The organism is Halopseudomonas sp. 4NH20-0008, assembly GCF_057548395.1.
In genome coordinates this window covers 79965-93897 of sequence record NZ_BAAJMD010000003.1, presented here as the reverse complement: position 1 = coordinate 93897, position 13933 = coordinate 79965, and the positions used below count along the sequence as shown (strand labels likewise).

The following is a 13933-nucleotide window of genomic DNA, read 5'->3' as shown; positions in this document are numbered from 1 at the left end:
AGTTACATGATGAAATGGTTCTACGACTTGAAGATTGCCACCAAGCTCATCGCTTCGTTCCTTACGGTGCTGGCATTGACCGCCTTTATGGGGGGCTTTTCCATCATCCAGCTCTCCGAGGTGAACGATACCGGGAATGAAATTGCCGACAACTGGTTGCCGTCCATGCGTGCTGCCCAGGGCATGCGCTACTATGCCGCCGAATACCGACTCCAGGAGTCGCGGCATATCCTTGCGCAAAATCCAGAGGAAATGAGCAGTCTGGAACAACTGGCTGCTCATAATATCGAAGAACTGGAAAAGAGCAGGGTCATCTACGAGAAACTCATCGCCAGCCCGGAAGAGCAGCAGCTCTATGAGGCTTTCCAGGTCAAATGGACGGCCTACCAGAACGTCAGCAAGACCCTGCTCAATACTTCACGTCAGTTACTGACCGAAGAGGCGCAGACATTATTCGCTGGCGAGTCGCGCCAAGCCTTCGACGCCATGCTCGCCGAAATCCAGAAGATGGTCGAGCTGGGCGACGCAAGTTCGGCCGCTGCCAGCGTGCGGGGCGACGACCTCTATGCCAGCGCACGGCTCGCCATCATCGGGGTATTGATCGCAGCCCTGGCCATCGGTCTGGTGTTGGCACTGTTTATCTCGCGCATTATCTCCCGCCCGTTGAATATCGCCGCCCAGGTCGCCAGCCAGCTCGCCGAGGGCGACCTGACCGCCAAGATTGAAGTGACCTCCAAAGACGAGACCGGCATGTTGTTGAGCTCCATGCAGGATATGGTCGGCAAACTGGCGCATATCATCGCCGAGGTGCGTAACTCGGCCGATAACCTGGCCAGTGCCTCGGAAGAGGTCAGCGCCACCGCCCAGTCGATGAGCCAAGCCACCAGCGAGCAGGCCGCCAGCGTCGAGGAGACCAGCGCCTCCATCGAACAGATGAGCGCCAGCATCAACCAGAACACCGAGAACGCCAAGGTCACCGACGGCATGGCCGGCAAGGCCGCCAAGGAAGCGACCGAGGGCGGCGAGGCGGTGCAGCAGACGGTCGCTGCCATGAAGCAGATCGCCCAGCGCATCGGCATCATCGACGACATCGCCTACCAGACCAACCTGCTGGCGCTCAACGCCGCCATCGAGGCGGCGCGCGCCGGGGAGCACGGCAAAGGCTTCGCCGTGGTGGCGGCCGAAGTGCGCAAACTGGCCGAACGCAGTCAGGTGGCGGCACAGGAGATCGGCCAGCTGTCCTCCAGCAGCGTGGAGCTGGCCGAGAAGGCCGGCAAGCTGCTGGACGCCATGCTGCCCTCGATCACCAAGACCTCCGATCTGGTACAGGAAATCAGCGCCGCTTCCGAGGAGCAGGCCTCCGGGGTTGGGCAGATCAACACCGCCATGACCCAGCTCAACCAGATCACTCAGCAAAACGCTTCCAGCAGCGAGGAACTGGCCGCCACCTCCGAAGAGATGAGCAGCCAGGCCGAGCAGCTGCAGCAGGCGATGAGCTTCTTTACCGTGACTGCGGCCAACGCCAGCCCGCACAAGACTATACCGCATCGGGCTCCGGTGGCCGTCAAGCAGCAGCCCCACACGCCTGCACACTCGCACACGGCAAGCAGCCATGCGCATGCGGCCAGCAGTCCGGCAGAAGCCGAATTCACCCGCTTCTAACTGGAGGTCGTCATGGGCGCATTGGTTACAACAACTCGACCCGAGGCCACCCTCCAAGAAGAGGAGGCGCAATACCTGACTTTTATGCTGGGTGGGGAGATGTTTGCCATCGGCATTCTCGGAATCAAGGAGATACTCGAATACGGCCAGCTCACCAGCGTGCCGATGATGCCCGCCTTCGTCCGCGGGGTGATCAACCTGCGCGGCGCGGTGGTGCCGGTGGTGGACCTGTCGGCGCGTTTTGGCCGGCACAGCTCCGAGATCACCCGGCGCAGCTGCATCGTCATCATCGAGGCGGAGTCGGAGGCCGGCACCCAGGATGTCGGCCTGATGGTTGATGCGGTGTCGGCGGTGCTGGAGATTCCCGCCAGCGAGATCGAACCGGCCCCCAACTTCGGTGCCAAGATCCGTTCCGACTTTATCAGTGGCATGGCCAAGGTGAACGGCAAGTTCGTCATCGTCCTCAACGTCGACCGCGTGTTGTCGGTCGATGAGATGGCCATGCTGTCCGAGGTTGGCGCGCTGGAGTCGCCTGCCTCGGAGTGATGGTTCCGGCTATTCGATAAGCGTCCCTGTCGTGCGCGTGATGCGCCTCGGCCATGGGACGCTTTTCTTGCAACGCAAGCTGTCTACCCGGCAAGGATGTTCCACCATGAATGCAACAGCGCTGAAGGATGGCGAGTTCAAGCAGTTCCAGGCTTGGCTCTACCGTGCCGCCGGCATCAACCTGTCCCCAGCGAAGAAGGCGCTGGTGGCCGGGCGTCTGTTCAAGCGCCTGAAACACCACCAGTTGAACAGCTACGGCGATTATTTCCAGCTGATAATGGGCCACGAGGCCACGGCCGAACTGCAGGTGGCCCTGGATCTGCTCACCACCAACGAAACCTATTTTTTTCGCGAACCCAAGCATTTCGACTTCCTGCGCGAGCAGGTGCTGCCCAAGGCCATGGCGGGCAAGACCTTCCGCCTGTGGAGCGCCGCCAGCTCATCCGGCGAGGAACCCTACAGCCTGGCCATGACCCTGGCCGATGGCCTGGGCAGCACACCCTGGGAAATCATCGGCTCGGACATCAGCAGCCAGGTGCTGGCCAAAGCCCGCAGCGGCCACTATCCGCTGGCACGCGCACGTACCATCGCGCAGCCACTGTTGGTCAAGCATTGCCTAAAGGGCACCGGCCGCCAGGAGGGCACCTTCCTGATCGAGCGCAGCCTGCGCGAGCGGGTGCACTTTATGCAGATCAACCTCAACGAAGAGCTGCCCAAGATTGGCGAGTTCGAGGTGATCTTTCTGCGCAACGTGATGATCTACTTCGATCAGGACACCAAGCGCAAGGTGGTCGCCCGCATGCTGCCGCTGCTCAAACCTGGTGGCTATTTTATCGTCAGCCATTCGGAAAGCCTCAACGGTATCAGCGAAGCGCTGAAACTGATCACCCCGTCAATTTACCGCAAGCCATGAAAAAAATCGCAGCCGACATCGACATCTTCCTGCAGCCCGGCGAATTCTATTTCGGCGACGCCTCCACTCGCATCCGCACCCTGTTGGGCTCTTGCGTGGCCATCACCCTGTGGCATCCGAAGCGTTTGGTCGGCGGCATGTGCCACTACATGTTGCCGAGCCGCCATACGCCCGGCAGCCCACTCGACGGCAAATACGCCGAGGAAGCCATGGGGCTTTTTCTGCTGGAGGTGGCTCGCCATGGCACACAGCTGGAGGAGTACCAGGTCAAGCTGTTCGGTGGCGGCAATATGTTCCCCGGCTACCGCAAGAAAACCGCGAGCGGCAGTCCCGGCATGCACAATATTGCCGACAGCAATGTCGCCGCCGCGCACCGGCTCGTGGCCCGCCATCGGCTGCAGCTGAGCGCTGAGGATCTGGGCCGCAGTGGGCACCGCAACGTCATCTTCGATATCCGCAGCGGTCATGTGTGGGTTCGCCACCAACGCCTGAATGAGAGCTAGAGGGGCCGATGAAGAAAATCAGGGTTCTATTGGTGGACGACTCCGCCGTGGTGCGTCAGGTCATGCTGGCGCTGCTGGAGCGCGAGCCGGATATCCGGGTGACAGGAGCCGCCTCCGACCCGCTTTTCGCCATGGCCAAACTGGCCAAAGAGTGGCCGGACGTCATTGTGCTGGACGTGGAAATGCCGCGAATGGATGGCATCACCTTCCTGAAGAAAATCATGGCCGAGCGGCCTACGCCGGTAGTGATCTGTTCCTCACTCACGGAAAAAGGCGCGGAAACAACCTTGCAAGCGCTCGCCGCCGGCGCCGTGGAAATTATCACCAAACCCAAGGTCGGTCTGAAGGACTTCCTGCAAGACTCCGCTGCCGAGCTGGTGGCAGCGGTCAGGGCCGCCGCCCAGGCCAACGTCCGGCTTCTGGCCAGGAACACTGCGGCGGGGGCCCCGGTGCCCACCAAGCTGCATGCCGATGCCATTCTCTCCGCCCCTGGCGGCCAGGCCATGGCGCAAACCACCGAGCGGATTGTCGCTATCGGCACCTCCACGGGCGGTACCCAAGCGCTGGAGTCTGTACTGACCGCGTTGCCGCGAGTCTGCCCCGGCATCGTGATCGTGCAGCACATGCCGGAGAAGTTCACTGCTTCCTTCGCCGAGCGCTTGAACAGCTTGTCGCAGATAGAGGTACGCGAAGCGAAGCACAATGATCGGGTGATTCCCGGCCTGGCCCTGATCGCCCCCGGTGGCAAGCATATGTTACTCAAGCGCAGCGGCGCCTACTACCACGTCGAGGTGCTGGATGGACCTGTGGTCAACCGCCACCGACCTTCGGTGGATGTGCTGTTCCGCTCGGTGGCCAAGTTCGCCGGCAAGAATGCCACCGGCATCATCATGACCGGTATGGGCGACGACGGGGCACGTGGCTTGAAGGAGCTGCACGAGACCGGGGCACGAACCTATGCCCAGGATGAAGCGAGTTGCGTGGTGTTCGGCATGCCGAAAGAGGCCATCAAGCTGGGTGGCGTGGATCAAGTCGTAGCCCTGGGTGAAATCCCCAGGGTGGTGATGAGTTCGAGATAGTCGAGGCGATCATGATGAACGTGAAAAGGCTCCCCCAACAGGTGCTGATTGTGGACGACAGCGAACTGCAGCGTCAGTTCACGGCCGAGCTGTGCGGCGATATCCTCCTGGAAAGCGCCCTGGATATCGCCGGCAAGCTGGGCCTGGGCGTAGTGGCAGAAGGCGTGGAAACCCTGCAGGACTGGATGCTGCTACGTGACCTGGGCTGCGGCGAGGTGCAGGGCTACTTCGTGGCCAAACCCATGCCGGGTGATGCGCTGCTGGCCTGGTGGCGGAGTAATGACGCACGTTTGCGTGACCTGGTCGGGGCCACCTCTTGACTGCAGGCGACTATCCGCTTGAACTGTCGCGGTAGCTGCCGCCCCGCAAACTGCGGGCTTCAGTCAATGGGTAAGCCTTGCCTGGCATGCAGCGGCCCAGTTTGGTCAACGTGGGGAGCCCGCAGAATTCGGAAAAAATCGTAAAGCCGAACTGGGAACCGAGAACGGACTGGCTGCGAACAGCCGCCGCCACGAGAGTGGCGACCAAGGGCGAATTGGCAATCTTGGCTGGGTGCGTTTCGTTGCCAATGGCCGTGGCCGGGCGGGGACGCTAGCAGGCCGTTGAAAACGTAGGCGAGGCAGGCAAGACAAGGCGTTACGTTAGTAACAGCCTCCGGCTGGTCAAAACGGCCGAAGAAGCAGAGTTTACATGCTGTAAATGAGCATTTTGACTGGGCTCGCACGCGAGGCCGTTTCCAACGCAGTATTGCCCACGCAGGTAGTTTTTCAACAACCTACCAGGCCGGCCGGACCGGCAGGGCATCGATCGAGGCTGGGCGTCCGAGCAGGTAGCCCTGCGCTTTGTTGACCTTCAGTTCGCACAAGGCCTGCAGCTCCGCAACGGTTTCGACCCCTTCGGCGACGATCTTGCTGCCTGTTTCCTCGGCGAACCGGATGAGTGCCGCGGCCAAGGCCCTGCAGCCGGTGTCGCTGTCGATTTTCCGGATCAAGCTGACATCGAGTTTGATTACGTCCGGCTGCAATTTGAGGATATGACGAAAACTGGCGTAGCCCGCGCCGGCGTCGTCCACTGCCAGCTTCAAACGGCGCTCCCGCAGAGGCTTGAGAGCGGCGGCAATCAGGGAATAGTCGTCGACGGAAGCGTGCTCCGTGACTTCCAGCATCAGACGTTCGAAGGGAAAGCCCGCCAGCACCGCATCCAGGGATCCCTTCAGGAGGGTGTAGATGGCTATCAAAAACCGCATCTATCCGGCGAATTAGCACCCCAGGCGATCGAGGATGGCGGCGCATCGCCACCTTCCGCAGCGCAGTAGTCGTGCGATGCAACCAAACCTCATACCTGCCGGAGCAAGAACCTTTGGGGCAGGTCTCATCTAGCTGAAACAGCATTTTTGGTTGGGCCGAACGAAAAAACGCAGTACATTTGCAGCACATTCACTCCCGGATCCACTCCATGAAGCGCTTGAAGGACGAGACCCTGTCAATTCGCACTTCGGCTGAGATCAAGCAACTGCTGCGCAAGGCGGCAGAGCGGGAGCACCGCTCCGTCGCCTCGATGATCGAAGTGTTGATCCTAGACTACGCCCAGCAGAACAATTTGCAGCCAGACCAAGCCAACCACGCGACTTCGCCGAGGAAAGCCTGAATGGCGTAGCCAAGGAAGCGCAAGCACGTATCGAAATCAACAAGCGGCTAGGAATAATGAGAGGAACAAGGAAACTTCCATGAGCCAGAACTGGATCTATCCCGGCGCACGCTGGTGGAAGTTTGACTTCCATACCCACACACCAGCCTCCAAGGACACGGCCGCTTGGCAAGCTGCAATCGGCACACCTCAGGAACTTACACCAGAGAACTGGCTGCTGAAGTATATGGCCGCGGAAATCGATTGCGTGGCAGTGACTGATCACAATAGCGGCGAGTGGATCGACAGGTTGAAATCGGCCTATGCGCAGATGAAGCAGGCCGATGAGGCGGGGACTCCTCCACCCGGCTTCCGCGAACTGCATCTGTTCCCTGGCGTCGAGATTTCCGTACAGGGTGGCTTTCACTTGCTGGCGATCTTTGACCCATCGGCCAGCAGCCAGACCATCAGTGACCTACTCGCGAAAGTGGACTATGCGGGTACGCGTGGCGACAGCGATGGGGTAACACGCGAGGGCGCTGCAAAGGTTGTCGAGAGAGTCCTTGCGGAAGGTGGTATCGCCATACCGGCGCACTCCGACGGAGACAAGGGACTGCTCCAAACTGAGTCTGGCACGCGCCAATGCAAGCACGACACGAACACCGTAAGACAAGTGTTGCAAGTGCCCGGCATCCTGGCGCTGGAGCGTTGCGATATGTCAGCGCCTTTGCCTGTCATATTCGACGAACTTAAGCTGAAGCTTGCCCATGTCGTCGGTAGTGATTGCCACTCCTTCCAAGGTTCTGCAATCCCCGGCTCGCGCTACACATGGATCAAAATGGCCAAACCTTGCTTGGAGGGTTTGCGCTTGGCCCTGCTGGATGGCCAAGAAATATCCGTTCGCCGTAGCGATGATGGGGATGGGTTTGCCCCATTCAAAAAGCCCGAGCACTTCATTGAGTCAATTGAAATTCGTGACGCACGATACATGGGGCGCGGCAAGCCAGCCACGCTGCCACTCAACCCCTACTTCAACGCACTAATCGGCGGTCGTGGTACGGGTAAATCGACTGTTATACACGCCTTGCGCCTCGCCTATAGACGCGAGAAAGAGCTACCCCTCGGTTCTGAAGCAGGCCAAACCTTTTCCCGATTCAACAAGGTCGCCAAGAACCGCAACGACGAAGGTGGGTTGCGAGCCGATACACAGGTTTCCGTACAGCTCAGTCGTGACGGCACACCTCACCGCCTGATTTGGCGGCAGGACGGCCAAGGCCATGCAGTTGAGGAATGGGATGACGCAGCGCCAGAGCTCAGGCCGGCAGTCAGCCAAGCCATCAGCGAACAGCGCTTCCCAATTCGCTTGTTCAGCCAGGGGCAGATTGCTGCACTGGCAGGCGACAGTCAGCAGGCCTTGCTAAGGGTCATTGATGATGCGGCCGGTACCAGCACCCAACAAGCGGCTTTCGAAGAGTGCAAACGCAGCTTCTTTTCGACGCGCGCCCAGATGCGCGAGCTCGATGGCAAGTTGCAGGGGCGTGATGCGCTGAACCTCGGCCTGCAGGACGTGCAACGCAAGCTGGCCCGATTCGAAGGAGCCGATCACGCGGTCGTTTTGAAGAACTACCAGCGGACCAGCCGGCAGAGTCGCGAACTGGAACGCCAGTTTGAAAGCGCTGTAGATCTTGCTGTGCGCTTGAAAGGCTTTGCACAGGAGCTACTGGCAGAGGACTTGCCCTACGGTGTATTTGATGATGCGGCCGATGCTTCTGCCTTGCAGATTATTCAACAGTTGCAAAAAGCAATTTCGAAGGCGCGGACTGACGTTGAAAGCAGTGCGGCTCAGCTCGATGAACAAAGCCGCTTGCTAAAAGCAGGACTGGATGCCTCGACTTGGGCCGCGCAGGTTGCTGACGCCAAGTCGGCGTATGACCAACTGAAAGCCGACTTGCAGCAACAAGGAGTGAATGACCCAAGCGAGTACGGGCGTCTCGTGCAGGAGAAGCAGCGCCTTGAGAATGAAATCAAGCGGCTTGATGCGCTACAGAAGCAGCAGGACGCACTAAAGGAAAAGGCCCAGACCCAGCTTGAGCAGGTCAAAAGCGCTCGGCAGGCGATTAGCTCGTTGCGAGATAGTTTTCTGAAATCGACTTTGGAGGGAAACCTGTATGTGCGGATGGCACTGGTTCCCTACAGTCGGGATGCTCGCGCCATCGACCGTTCGCTCAGAGACTTGCTCGGTGCGGCAGAAGGAAAGTACACGGATGACCTGTATCAAGAAGCCCAAGATGATGAGTCGGCCAAGGGGCTAGTGGCCGACCTTATGCTGCACTCGGAACTCGCCGAGAAGACTGACGAGTGGGATACTCCGGCATTCGAGTCCGCTATCAAAGCGATGAAGAGACGCCTTGCGAAAGCCTGCCAAGGTAGCGGTGATTTTGGTGGTTGGTTCAACAAGTTTTTAAAGACAGAAGCCGACAAGCGCCCGGAGTTCATTGACCACATTCGGTGCTGGTTCCCTGAGGACGGCCTGCAAGTCGAGTACAGCCGCAAGGGCGACGGACGTGAATTCCAGTCTATTGGACAGGCATCCGCTGGTCAGCGCGCCGCTGCCATGCTGGCCTTCCTGCTGGCTCATGGCAGAGAACCGTTGGTTCTTGACCAGCCGGAGGATGATTTGGACAACCATCTGATCTACGACCTGGTGGTTCAACAGATTCGCTCCAACAAACTGCGCCGCCAACTCATCATCGTGACTCACAACCCGAATATCGTTGTGAATGGAGATGCCGAGTTGATCCACGTACTCGATTTCAGGAGTCAGTGCTTCGTCAAGCAAACCGGGTCACTGCAAGACCAGAAGATGCGTGAAGAGGTATGTCAGGTGATGGAGGGCGGAAAAGAAGCTTTCGAGCGCCGCTACCAACGATTGGGAAGAGAGGTCTGACGTGTTCGACAATATTGCCGATCTACTGGAGAAAATCCGCCTGGGTGAGGACTCCTTCTTGGAGCTTAAGGAGGTACGCTTTGCTGGGCAGAAAGTAACTGCACCTCATCGCGATTCCCTGGCTGACGAATTGGCAGCTTTCGCCAACAGTCGAGGCGGCGTGTGCCTACTGGGTGTAGATGATGCGCGTGAGATCCTGGGCATTCCGCTGGAGCGCCTGGACCTGGTAGAGGACTTCGCTCGACAATTGTGCCTGGACAGCATCAATCCACCCATCGCACCAGTAATCGAGCGCATGACCTTGCCAAGTAACACAGGAGAACAACTCCCTGTGTTGAAAGTGGATGTACCCAGCAGCCTCTTCGTACATCGCAGCCCAGGGGGTTACCTGCATCGGATTGGGAGCGCTAAGCGCGAGATGGCGCCCGACTACCTAGCAGCCTGTTGAAATTCGCCGCGATGATTACGTCCACTGCTTCTGGCAGCAGCGGTCGCGCTCGTTTACTTCCCGTTTAGGGCGCCAATCGATGGAAATAGCCCGATTTGGCGTGCTCCAGGCGCACCTTCCCCGTCAACGCGCTCATGCCATTGAGCCTGTAGCCAGCAGCTTCGGCAGGCGCACCAGGTTGCTTGCCGCCATGGCCAGCTGGAACAGCGCGTCGACACGCTCAAGTCCGCGTTGCTTCACCTGGCGCAGGCCTGCCGCCGCCTTGAGCCAGCCGAAGTGGGTTTCGATCCAGGCGCGAATCTTCAGGCTCAGTCCATAGCCAGCATGGCGCGTGGTACGGCCGTCGATGGCGCTACGCCGGCCACTGGTGTTCTGTGCCACATGCGGTGTCACGCCGAGTGCCCGACAGGCGGCCACGAAGTCTGCCGTATCGTAGGCCTTGTCCGCAGCCAAGGTGCGGCGACGGCGACCACCCAGCTTGCTCAGCATCGCCAGCGCGGCTTCGCGTTCGCCACGGCCACCGGCCAGAGTCACATGAGCACTGCGCACCAGGCCACTGCGGTGTTCCATCAGCACATGCCCCATGTAACTCAGCTGCGCGCCGGTGTTGTGGCTCTTTCGGTACAGCCGGGCATCCGGATCGCTGGTCGAGGCGTGGGTGTCGTTGCTGCGCTTGTGCCCCTTGAAGTCCGGCGGGGCATTGCGTGGTCCGGGGCCTTGATCGTCTGGAGAGTCGTCCTTGGGCCGGAAACTCTTCTGAGAGGCCCAGGCTTGCAGCAATGTGCCGTCGACTGAGAAGTGCTCATCCGAGATCAGCCCCTGCTTCTCTGCCAGGCGCACCACCTCGCTCAGAAATTCGGTGGCCACGGCCTGGGCATTGAGACGGTCACGGTTCTTCGAGAAGACCGAGTGATCCCACACCGGATCATCGATGGCCAAGCCGACGAACCAGCGGAACAGCAGGTTGTAGCCCAGTTGCTCCATGAGCATCCGCTCGCTGCGCAGCGAGTAGAACAACTGCAGCAACTGTGCCCGCATCAGCTTCTCGGGGGCGATCGAGGCGCGACCGGTGTCGGCATACAAGGTGTCAAACAGGGCGCTCATCCGCTGCAGAGCGGTGTCTGCCAGCTTGCGGATGGCGCGCAGGGGGTGAGTCGCTGGCACGAAGTCATCGAGCTTGGCGACAGTGAACAAGGATTCCTGAGTGATATCGGCGCCACGCATGGAAATCGGGGTTCCCGGCAGATTGGAGCCGATATCGTAAACCTTACACTGCAAAGTCAGACAGACCGTAGGCGAATTTCAACAGGCTGCTAGCGCGCCTGTTCCAGCAACGTAGCCAGGCCCGCATCATTCGCTTTGATGAGCAACCTGTGCCGGGCGCTACACTGGACGACTTGGCACCTGCGCTGTGGCAACGCTTTGCTAGCCCGCGTGTTCAGGACAGCCGCGCGGTGCTACTGAATAAGCTGGCCATGGCCAGACCTGATGCAGATGATGCAATTCGCCCAACCATTGCGGGTGTTTTGATGGCGAGCGATGATCCACGGCGCTGGCTGCCCAATGCTTTTATTCAGGCAGTAGCCTATCGAGGAACCGAGGTGCTGCCGCAAGGCGATGCCGCCTACCAGCTCGACGCCCAAGACATTACCGGCCCTCTGGATACTCAGGTCCTAGCCGCCTGCCACTTCGTCAAGAAGAACATGCAGGTGTCTGCCAGCAAGCACGAGGGTCGGCATGACCTGCCACAATACGACATGACCGCGGTGTTCGAAGCTCTGGTAAATGCCGTGGCCCACCGCGATTACTCCATTCACGGGGCCAAGATCAGGCTGCGCATGTTTGCTGACCGGCTTGAGCTCTACTCGCCAGGTGCCATTCCAAACACCATGACGGTTGACAGCCTGCCCTACCGGCAAGCCGCGCGAAATGAAGCGATCACTAGCCTGCTGGCCAAGTGTGCGGTTCCTGAAAACGAACGCGAACTGAGCGGACGCAGTGCCATGATGGACAAGCGCGGCGAGGGCGTGCAGATTATTCTAGACAGTAGCGAACGCTTGTCAGGAAAACGTCCTGTGTTCAGCATGGTGGATGAATCTGAGTTACTGCTGGTTATCCCTGCTGCAGAGCCACAAACTTGAGCAGATTGACCAAGCCACGTCGCCGATTCGCTCGACGCGCCGCCAACATGGGGGGACGAATGGGGGGACAAAGAATAACAAAAATAAATACCCCATAAAAAACAACACATTAAGATCAAAAAAACCCGGCCACAAGCTGGCTTTTTTTATGCCCGCAGTTCACCCTCACTGCCACTAACCTCTACCAGTCAGTCAAAACCATGAGCGACCGTTACTTCGATCATATGGGTGCGCACTTCGCGCACAAGATCTACAGCAGCACCAAAGGCAGCATTCGGCTGGCCGTATTGACCCGTGATCTGCAGGAGTGGTTGCCGGCCATTTGTGAGCATGACCAGTCATTGCGGGTGCTGGATGCAGGCGCCGGACTGGGACACATGAGCGCCTGGCTAGTGCAGCGGGGCCATAGAGTCACCGTCTGCGAACCCTCTGCCGAGATGCTTGAGGCAGCCCGCCTGCGTCTGGATGGACTGGAGTCAAGCTACCCGGTTGAGTACCTGCAATGCGCGCTGCAGGATGTGCCCGCCGACAGCCAATACGACCTGATCATCTGTCATGCAGTGCTCGAGTGGCTGGCTGATCCAGCCGCCGCCATCCAGCACCTGAATCATCTGTGCAGGCCAAGTGGCGCGATTTCATTGGCCTTTTACAACCGTGACGCACTGATTTACAAGAACCTGATCAAGGGTCAGTTCCGCAAGCTGGCTAACAAGCCACTGGCCGGCAGCCGGCGCAGCCTGACGCCACAGCAGCCACTGGACCCCCGGGACGTTCATGGCTGGATAGCCGAAGCCGGTCTGACCTGTCAGGCGCAGAGCGGTATTCGCGTGTTTTATGACTACATGCCGGCCGAATATCAGTCTCTTGCAACTGAATCACAGATCATCGAGCATGAGCTGCAATACAGTCGTCACCCTGCCTACAGCGGACTGGGTCGATATCTGCACTGCTGGCTCAGGCCAAACCAGGCTGATTAGCCACGCATCACGCAATCTCGTCCCGCTTGCTTGGCGCAGTACAAGGCCTGATCGGCGAGATCAATTAGCTCGCCCCCCTCATCCAAGTCATCTGCGTGCATGACAGCCGTGCCCAGACTGATAGTGACCTGCAGACGGTGTTCTTCAGTAGCAACTCGGTCAGAGCGGATCGCCTGACGTATGCGCTCGGCAATCACCGCGAGCTGATCATGAGAACTGACCAGAGCCAGCACCCCGAACTCCTCCCCGCCAAGCCGAATGGCCAGATCCTGCGGCCGAATGGCGGCACTGAGTCGCTGACCTACTTCGATCAGGACCTCATCACCCACACCATGGCCAAGGTCATCATTGATGGCCTTGAAACGATCAAGGTCGGCGTAGATGAAACCAACCAGCAACTCCTCGCGCTGGGCGCTGCGGACATAGCCAGGCAACATCTGCTGCAAGCCTTCGCGATTCCACAGCTGGGTCAGCGGATCCAGCAGTGCGCGACGACGTGCATCCTTCAGTTCACGCTGCAGCCCCTGGAGGCTCAAGCGCAGTTGCTGGATATTGAACTGGCCGTCAATCAGCCGGGCAAAATCACGCATACTCTGACGCTGCTCATCACTCAACTGCCTCGGACTGCCATCAATCACACAAAAGGTACCCACCCGGTAGCCGTCAGGGCCATGCAAGGGAATGCCCGCATAGAAACGGATGTAGGGTTCACCCTGGACCAGCGGATTGTCCCGGAAACGCGGGTCAAGTCGTGCATCAGGCACCTCCATGATGGCCTCATCCTGGATCGCATGAGCACAAAAGGAAATCTTGCGCGGGGTTTCCGCCAGCGACATGCCGCGCCGCCCCTTGAACCATTGGCGATCACCGTCGAGCAAGGTAACCAGCACCGTTCTGACTTGAAACAGTCGCTGAGCCAGACGCAAAAGTGCATCAATTTGAGGATCAGCCGGTGTGTCAACAATATTCAGTTGATCGAGATCCCTCTGCCGCGCGACTTCATCCTCGGGGATTGTCGGTTCTTGCATGATGCACCTTTGATCGGAGAGCCTGGACTGCCTTACTGAAGCTTAGCCTGAAGCTGCATCGAG

13 protein-coding genes and 1 pseudogene are annotated in these 13933 nt (G+C 59.2%); 11 read left to right on the top strand and 3 right to left on the bottom strand.

What is annotated here, in order from left to right; translation table 11 throughout:
• Window positions 1-9 precede the first annotated feature (9 nt).
• From AC27HQ_RS04110 to AC27HQ_RS04085, 6 genes are all read left to right on the top strand, one after another.
• A complete protein-coding gene (locus tag AC27HQ_RS04110; RefSeq protein WP_487155009.1) occupies window positions 10-1662 on the top strand; it encodes a methyl-accepting chemotaxis protein in 1653 nt (550 codons plus the stop codon).
• 12 nt (window positions 1663-1674) lie between these two features.
• Window positions 1675-2208 (top strand): chemotaxis protein CheW, encoded by a 534-nt coding sequence (locus AC27HQ_RS04105; protein WP_487154719.1) that lies wholly within the window; start codon window positions 1675-1677, stop codon window positions 2206-2208.
• A 106-nt stretch (window positions 2209-2314) separates the two neighbouring features.
• The gene (locus tag AC27HQ_RS04100) at window positions 2315-3121 is read left to right on the top strand and encodes a CheR family methyltransferase (protein WP_487154717.1); all 807 of its coding nucleotides are present in this window, start codon (window positions 2315-2317) and stop codon (window positions 3119-3121) included.
• On the top strand, window positions 3118-3624 hold the full coding sequence (locus AC27HQ_RS04095) for a chemotaxis protein CheD (RefSeq protein ID WP_487154716.1): 507 nt from the start codon (window positions 3118-3120) through the stop codon (window positions 3622-3624). The genes AC27HQ_RS04100 and AC27HQ_RS04095 overlap by 4 nt, the downstream gene beginning before the upstream one ends.
• Before the next feature lie 8 nt (window positions 3625-3632).
• On the top strand, window positions 3633-4703 hold the full coding sequence (locus tag AC27HQ_RS04090; RefSeq protein ID WP_487154714.1) for a protein-glutamate methylesterase/protein-glutamine glutaminase: 1071 nt from the start codon (window positions 3633-3635) through the stop codon (window positions 4701-4703).
• 20 nt (window positions 4704-4723) lie between these two features.
• The gene (locus AC27HQ_RS04085; RefSeq protein WP_487154713.1) at window positions 4724-5023 is read left to right on the top strand and encodes an EAL domain-containing protein; all 300 of its coding nucleotides are present in this window, start codon (window positions 4724-4726) and stop codon (window positions 5021-5023) included.
• 455 nt (window positions 5024-5478) lie between these two features.
• Here AC27HQ_RS04085 and AC27HQ_RS04080 read toward each other — a convergent pair.
• Window positions 5479-5925 (bottom strand): annotated as a pseudogene (locus AC27HQ_RS04080) (EAL domain-containing protein); the annotation flags it as partial.
• A gap of 233 nt (window positions 5926-6158) precedes the next feature.
• Between AC27HQ_RS04080 and AC27HQ_RS04075 the strand changes: the two are divergent.
• From AC27HQ_RS04075 to AC27HQ_RS04065, 3 genes are all read left to right on the top strand, one after another.
• Window positions 6159-6350: a type II toxin -antitoxin system TacA 1-like antitoxin gene (locus AC27HQ_RS04075; RefSeq protein ID WP_487154712.1), complete on the top strand. Its 192-nt coding sequence runs from the start codon at window positions 6159-6161 to the stop codon at window positions 6348-6350.
• Between the two features lie 79 nt (window positions 6351-6429).
• Entirely contained in the window at window positions 6430-9276 is a 2847-nt protein-coding gene (locus AC27HQ_RS04070; protein WP_487154710.1) for a TrlF family AAA-like ATPase, read from the top strand.
• A 1-nt stretch (window position 9277) separates the two neighbouring features.
• The gene (locus AC27HQ_RS04065) at window positions 9278-9724 is read left to right on the top strand and encodes an AlbA family DNA-binding domain-containing protein (protein WP_487154708.1); all 447 of its coding nucleotides are present in this window, start codon (window positions 9278-9280) and stop codon (window positions 9722-9724) included.
• Between the two features lie 132 nt (window positions 9725-9856).
• Here the strand turns inward: AC27HQ_RS04065 and AC27HQ_RS04060 are convergent, their stop codons facing one another.
• Window positions 9857-10948: an IS5 family transposase gene (locus AC27HQ_RS04060; protein ID WP_464383627.1), complete on the bottom strand. Its 1092-nt coding sequence runs from the start codon at window positions 10946-10948 to the stop codon at window positions 9857-9859.
• Window positions 10949-11097: 149 nt separating this feature from the next.
• On the opposite strand from AC27HQ_RS04060, the gene AC27HQ_RS04055 reads away from it, so the two are divergent.
• Window positions 11098-11865, top strand: a complete 768-nt coding sequence (locus tag AC27HQ_RS04055; protein ID WP_487154707.1) for an ATP-binding protein — start codon at window positions 11098-11100, stop codon at window positions 11863-11865.
• A 200-nt stretch (window positions 11866-12065) separates the two neighbouring features.
• On the top strand, window positions 12066-12842 hold the full coding sequence (locus AC27HQ_RS04050) for a methyltransferase domain-containing protein (protein WP_487154706.1): 777 nt from the start codon (window positions 12066-12068) through the stop codon (window positions 12840-12842).
• On the opposite strand, the gene AC27HQ_RS04045 is transcribed toward AC27HQ_RS04050, so the two are convergent.
• Complete coding sequence (locus tag AC27HQ_RS04045; protein ID WP_487154705.1) at window positions 12839-13870, bottom strand: GGDEF domain-containing protein; 1032 nt, start codon at window positions 13868-13870, stop codon at window positions 12839-12841. The two genes, AC27HQ_RS04050 and AC27HQ_RS04045, sit on opposite strands and share 4 nt — an antisense overlap.
• Window positions 13871-13933: the final 63 nt, after the last annotated feature.

Coding starts and splice junctions, on each gene's coding strand:
- AC27HQ_RS04110 (WP_487155009.1), top strand. CDS start 10: ATGAAATGGTTCTACGACTTGAAGATTGCCACCAAGCTCATCGCTTCG.
- AC27HQ_RS04105 (WP_487154719.1), top strand. CDS start 1,675: ATGGGCGCATTGGTTACAACAACTCGACCCGAGGCCACCCTCCAAGAA.
- AC27HQ_RS04100 (WP_487154717.1), top strand. CDS start 2,315: ATGAATGCAACAGCGCTGAAGGATGGCGAGTTCAAGCAGTTCCAGGCT.
- AC27HQ_RS04095 (WP_487154716.1), top strand. CDS start 3,118: ATGAAAAAAATCGCAGCCGACATCGACATCTTCCTGCAGCCCGGCGAA.
- AC27HQ_RS04090 (WP_487154714.1), top strand. CDS start 3,633: ATGAAGAAAATCAGGGTTCTATTGGTGGACGACTCCGCCGTGGTGCGT.
- AC27HQ_RS04075 (WP_487154712.1), top strand. CDS start 6,159: ATGAAGCGCTTGAAGGACGAGACCCTGTCAATTCGCACTTCGGCTGAG.
- AC27HQ_RS04070 (WP_487154710.1), top strand. CDS start 6,430: ATGAGCCAGAACTGGATCTATCCCGGCGCACGCTGGTGGAAGTTTGAC.
- AC27HQ_RS04060 (WP_464383627.1), bottom strand. CDS start 10,948: ATGCGTGGCGCCGATATCACTCAGGAATCCTTGTTCACTGTCGCCAAG.
- AC27HQ_RS04050 (WP_487154706.1), top strand. CDS start 12,066: ATGAGCGACCGTTACTTCGATCATATGGGTGCGCACTTCGCGCACAAG.
- AC27HQ_RS04045 (WP_487154705.1), bottom strand. CDS start 13,870: ATGCAAGAACCGACAATCCCCGAGGATGAAGTCGCGCGGCAGAGGGAT.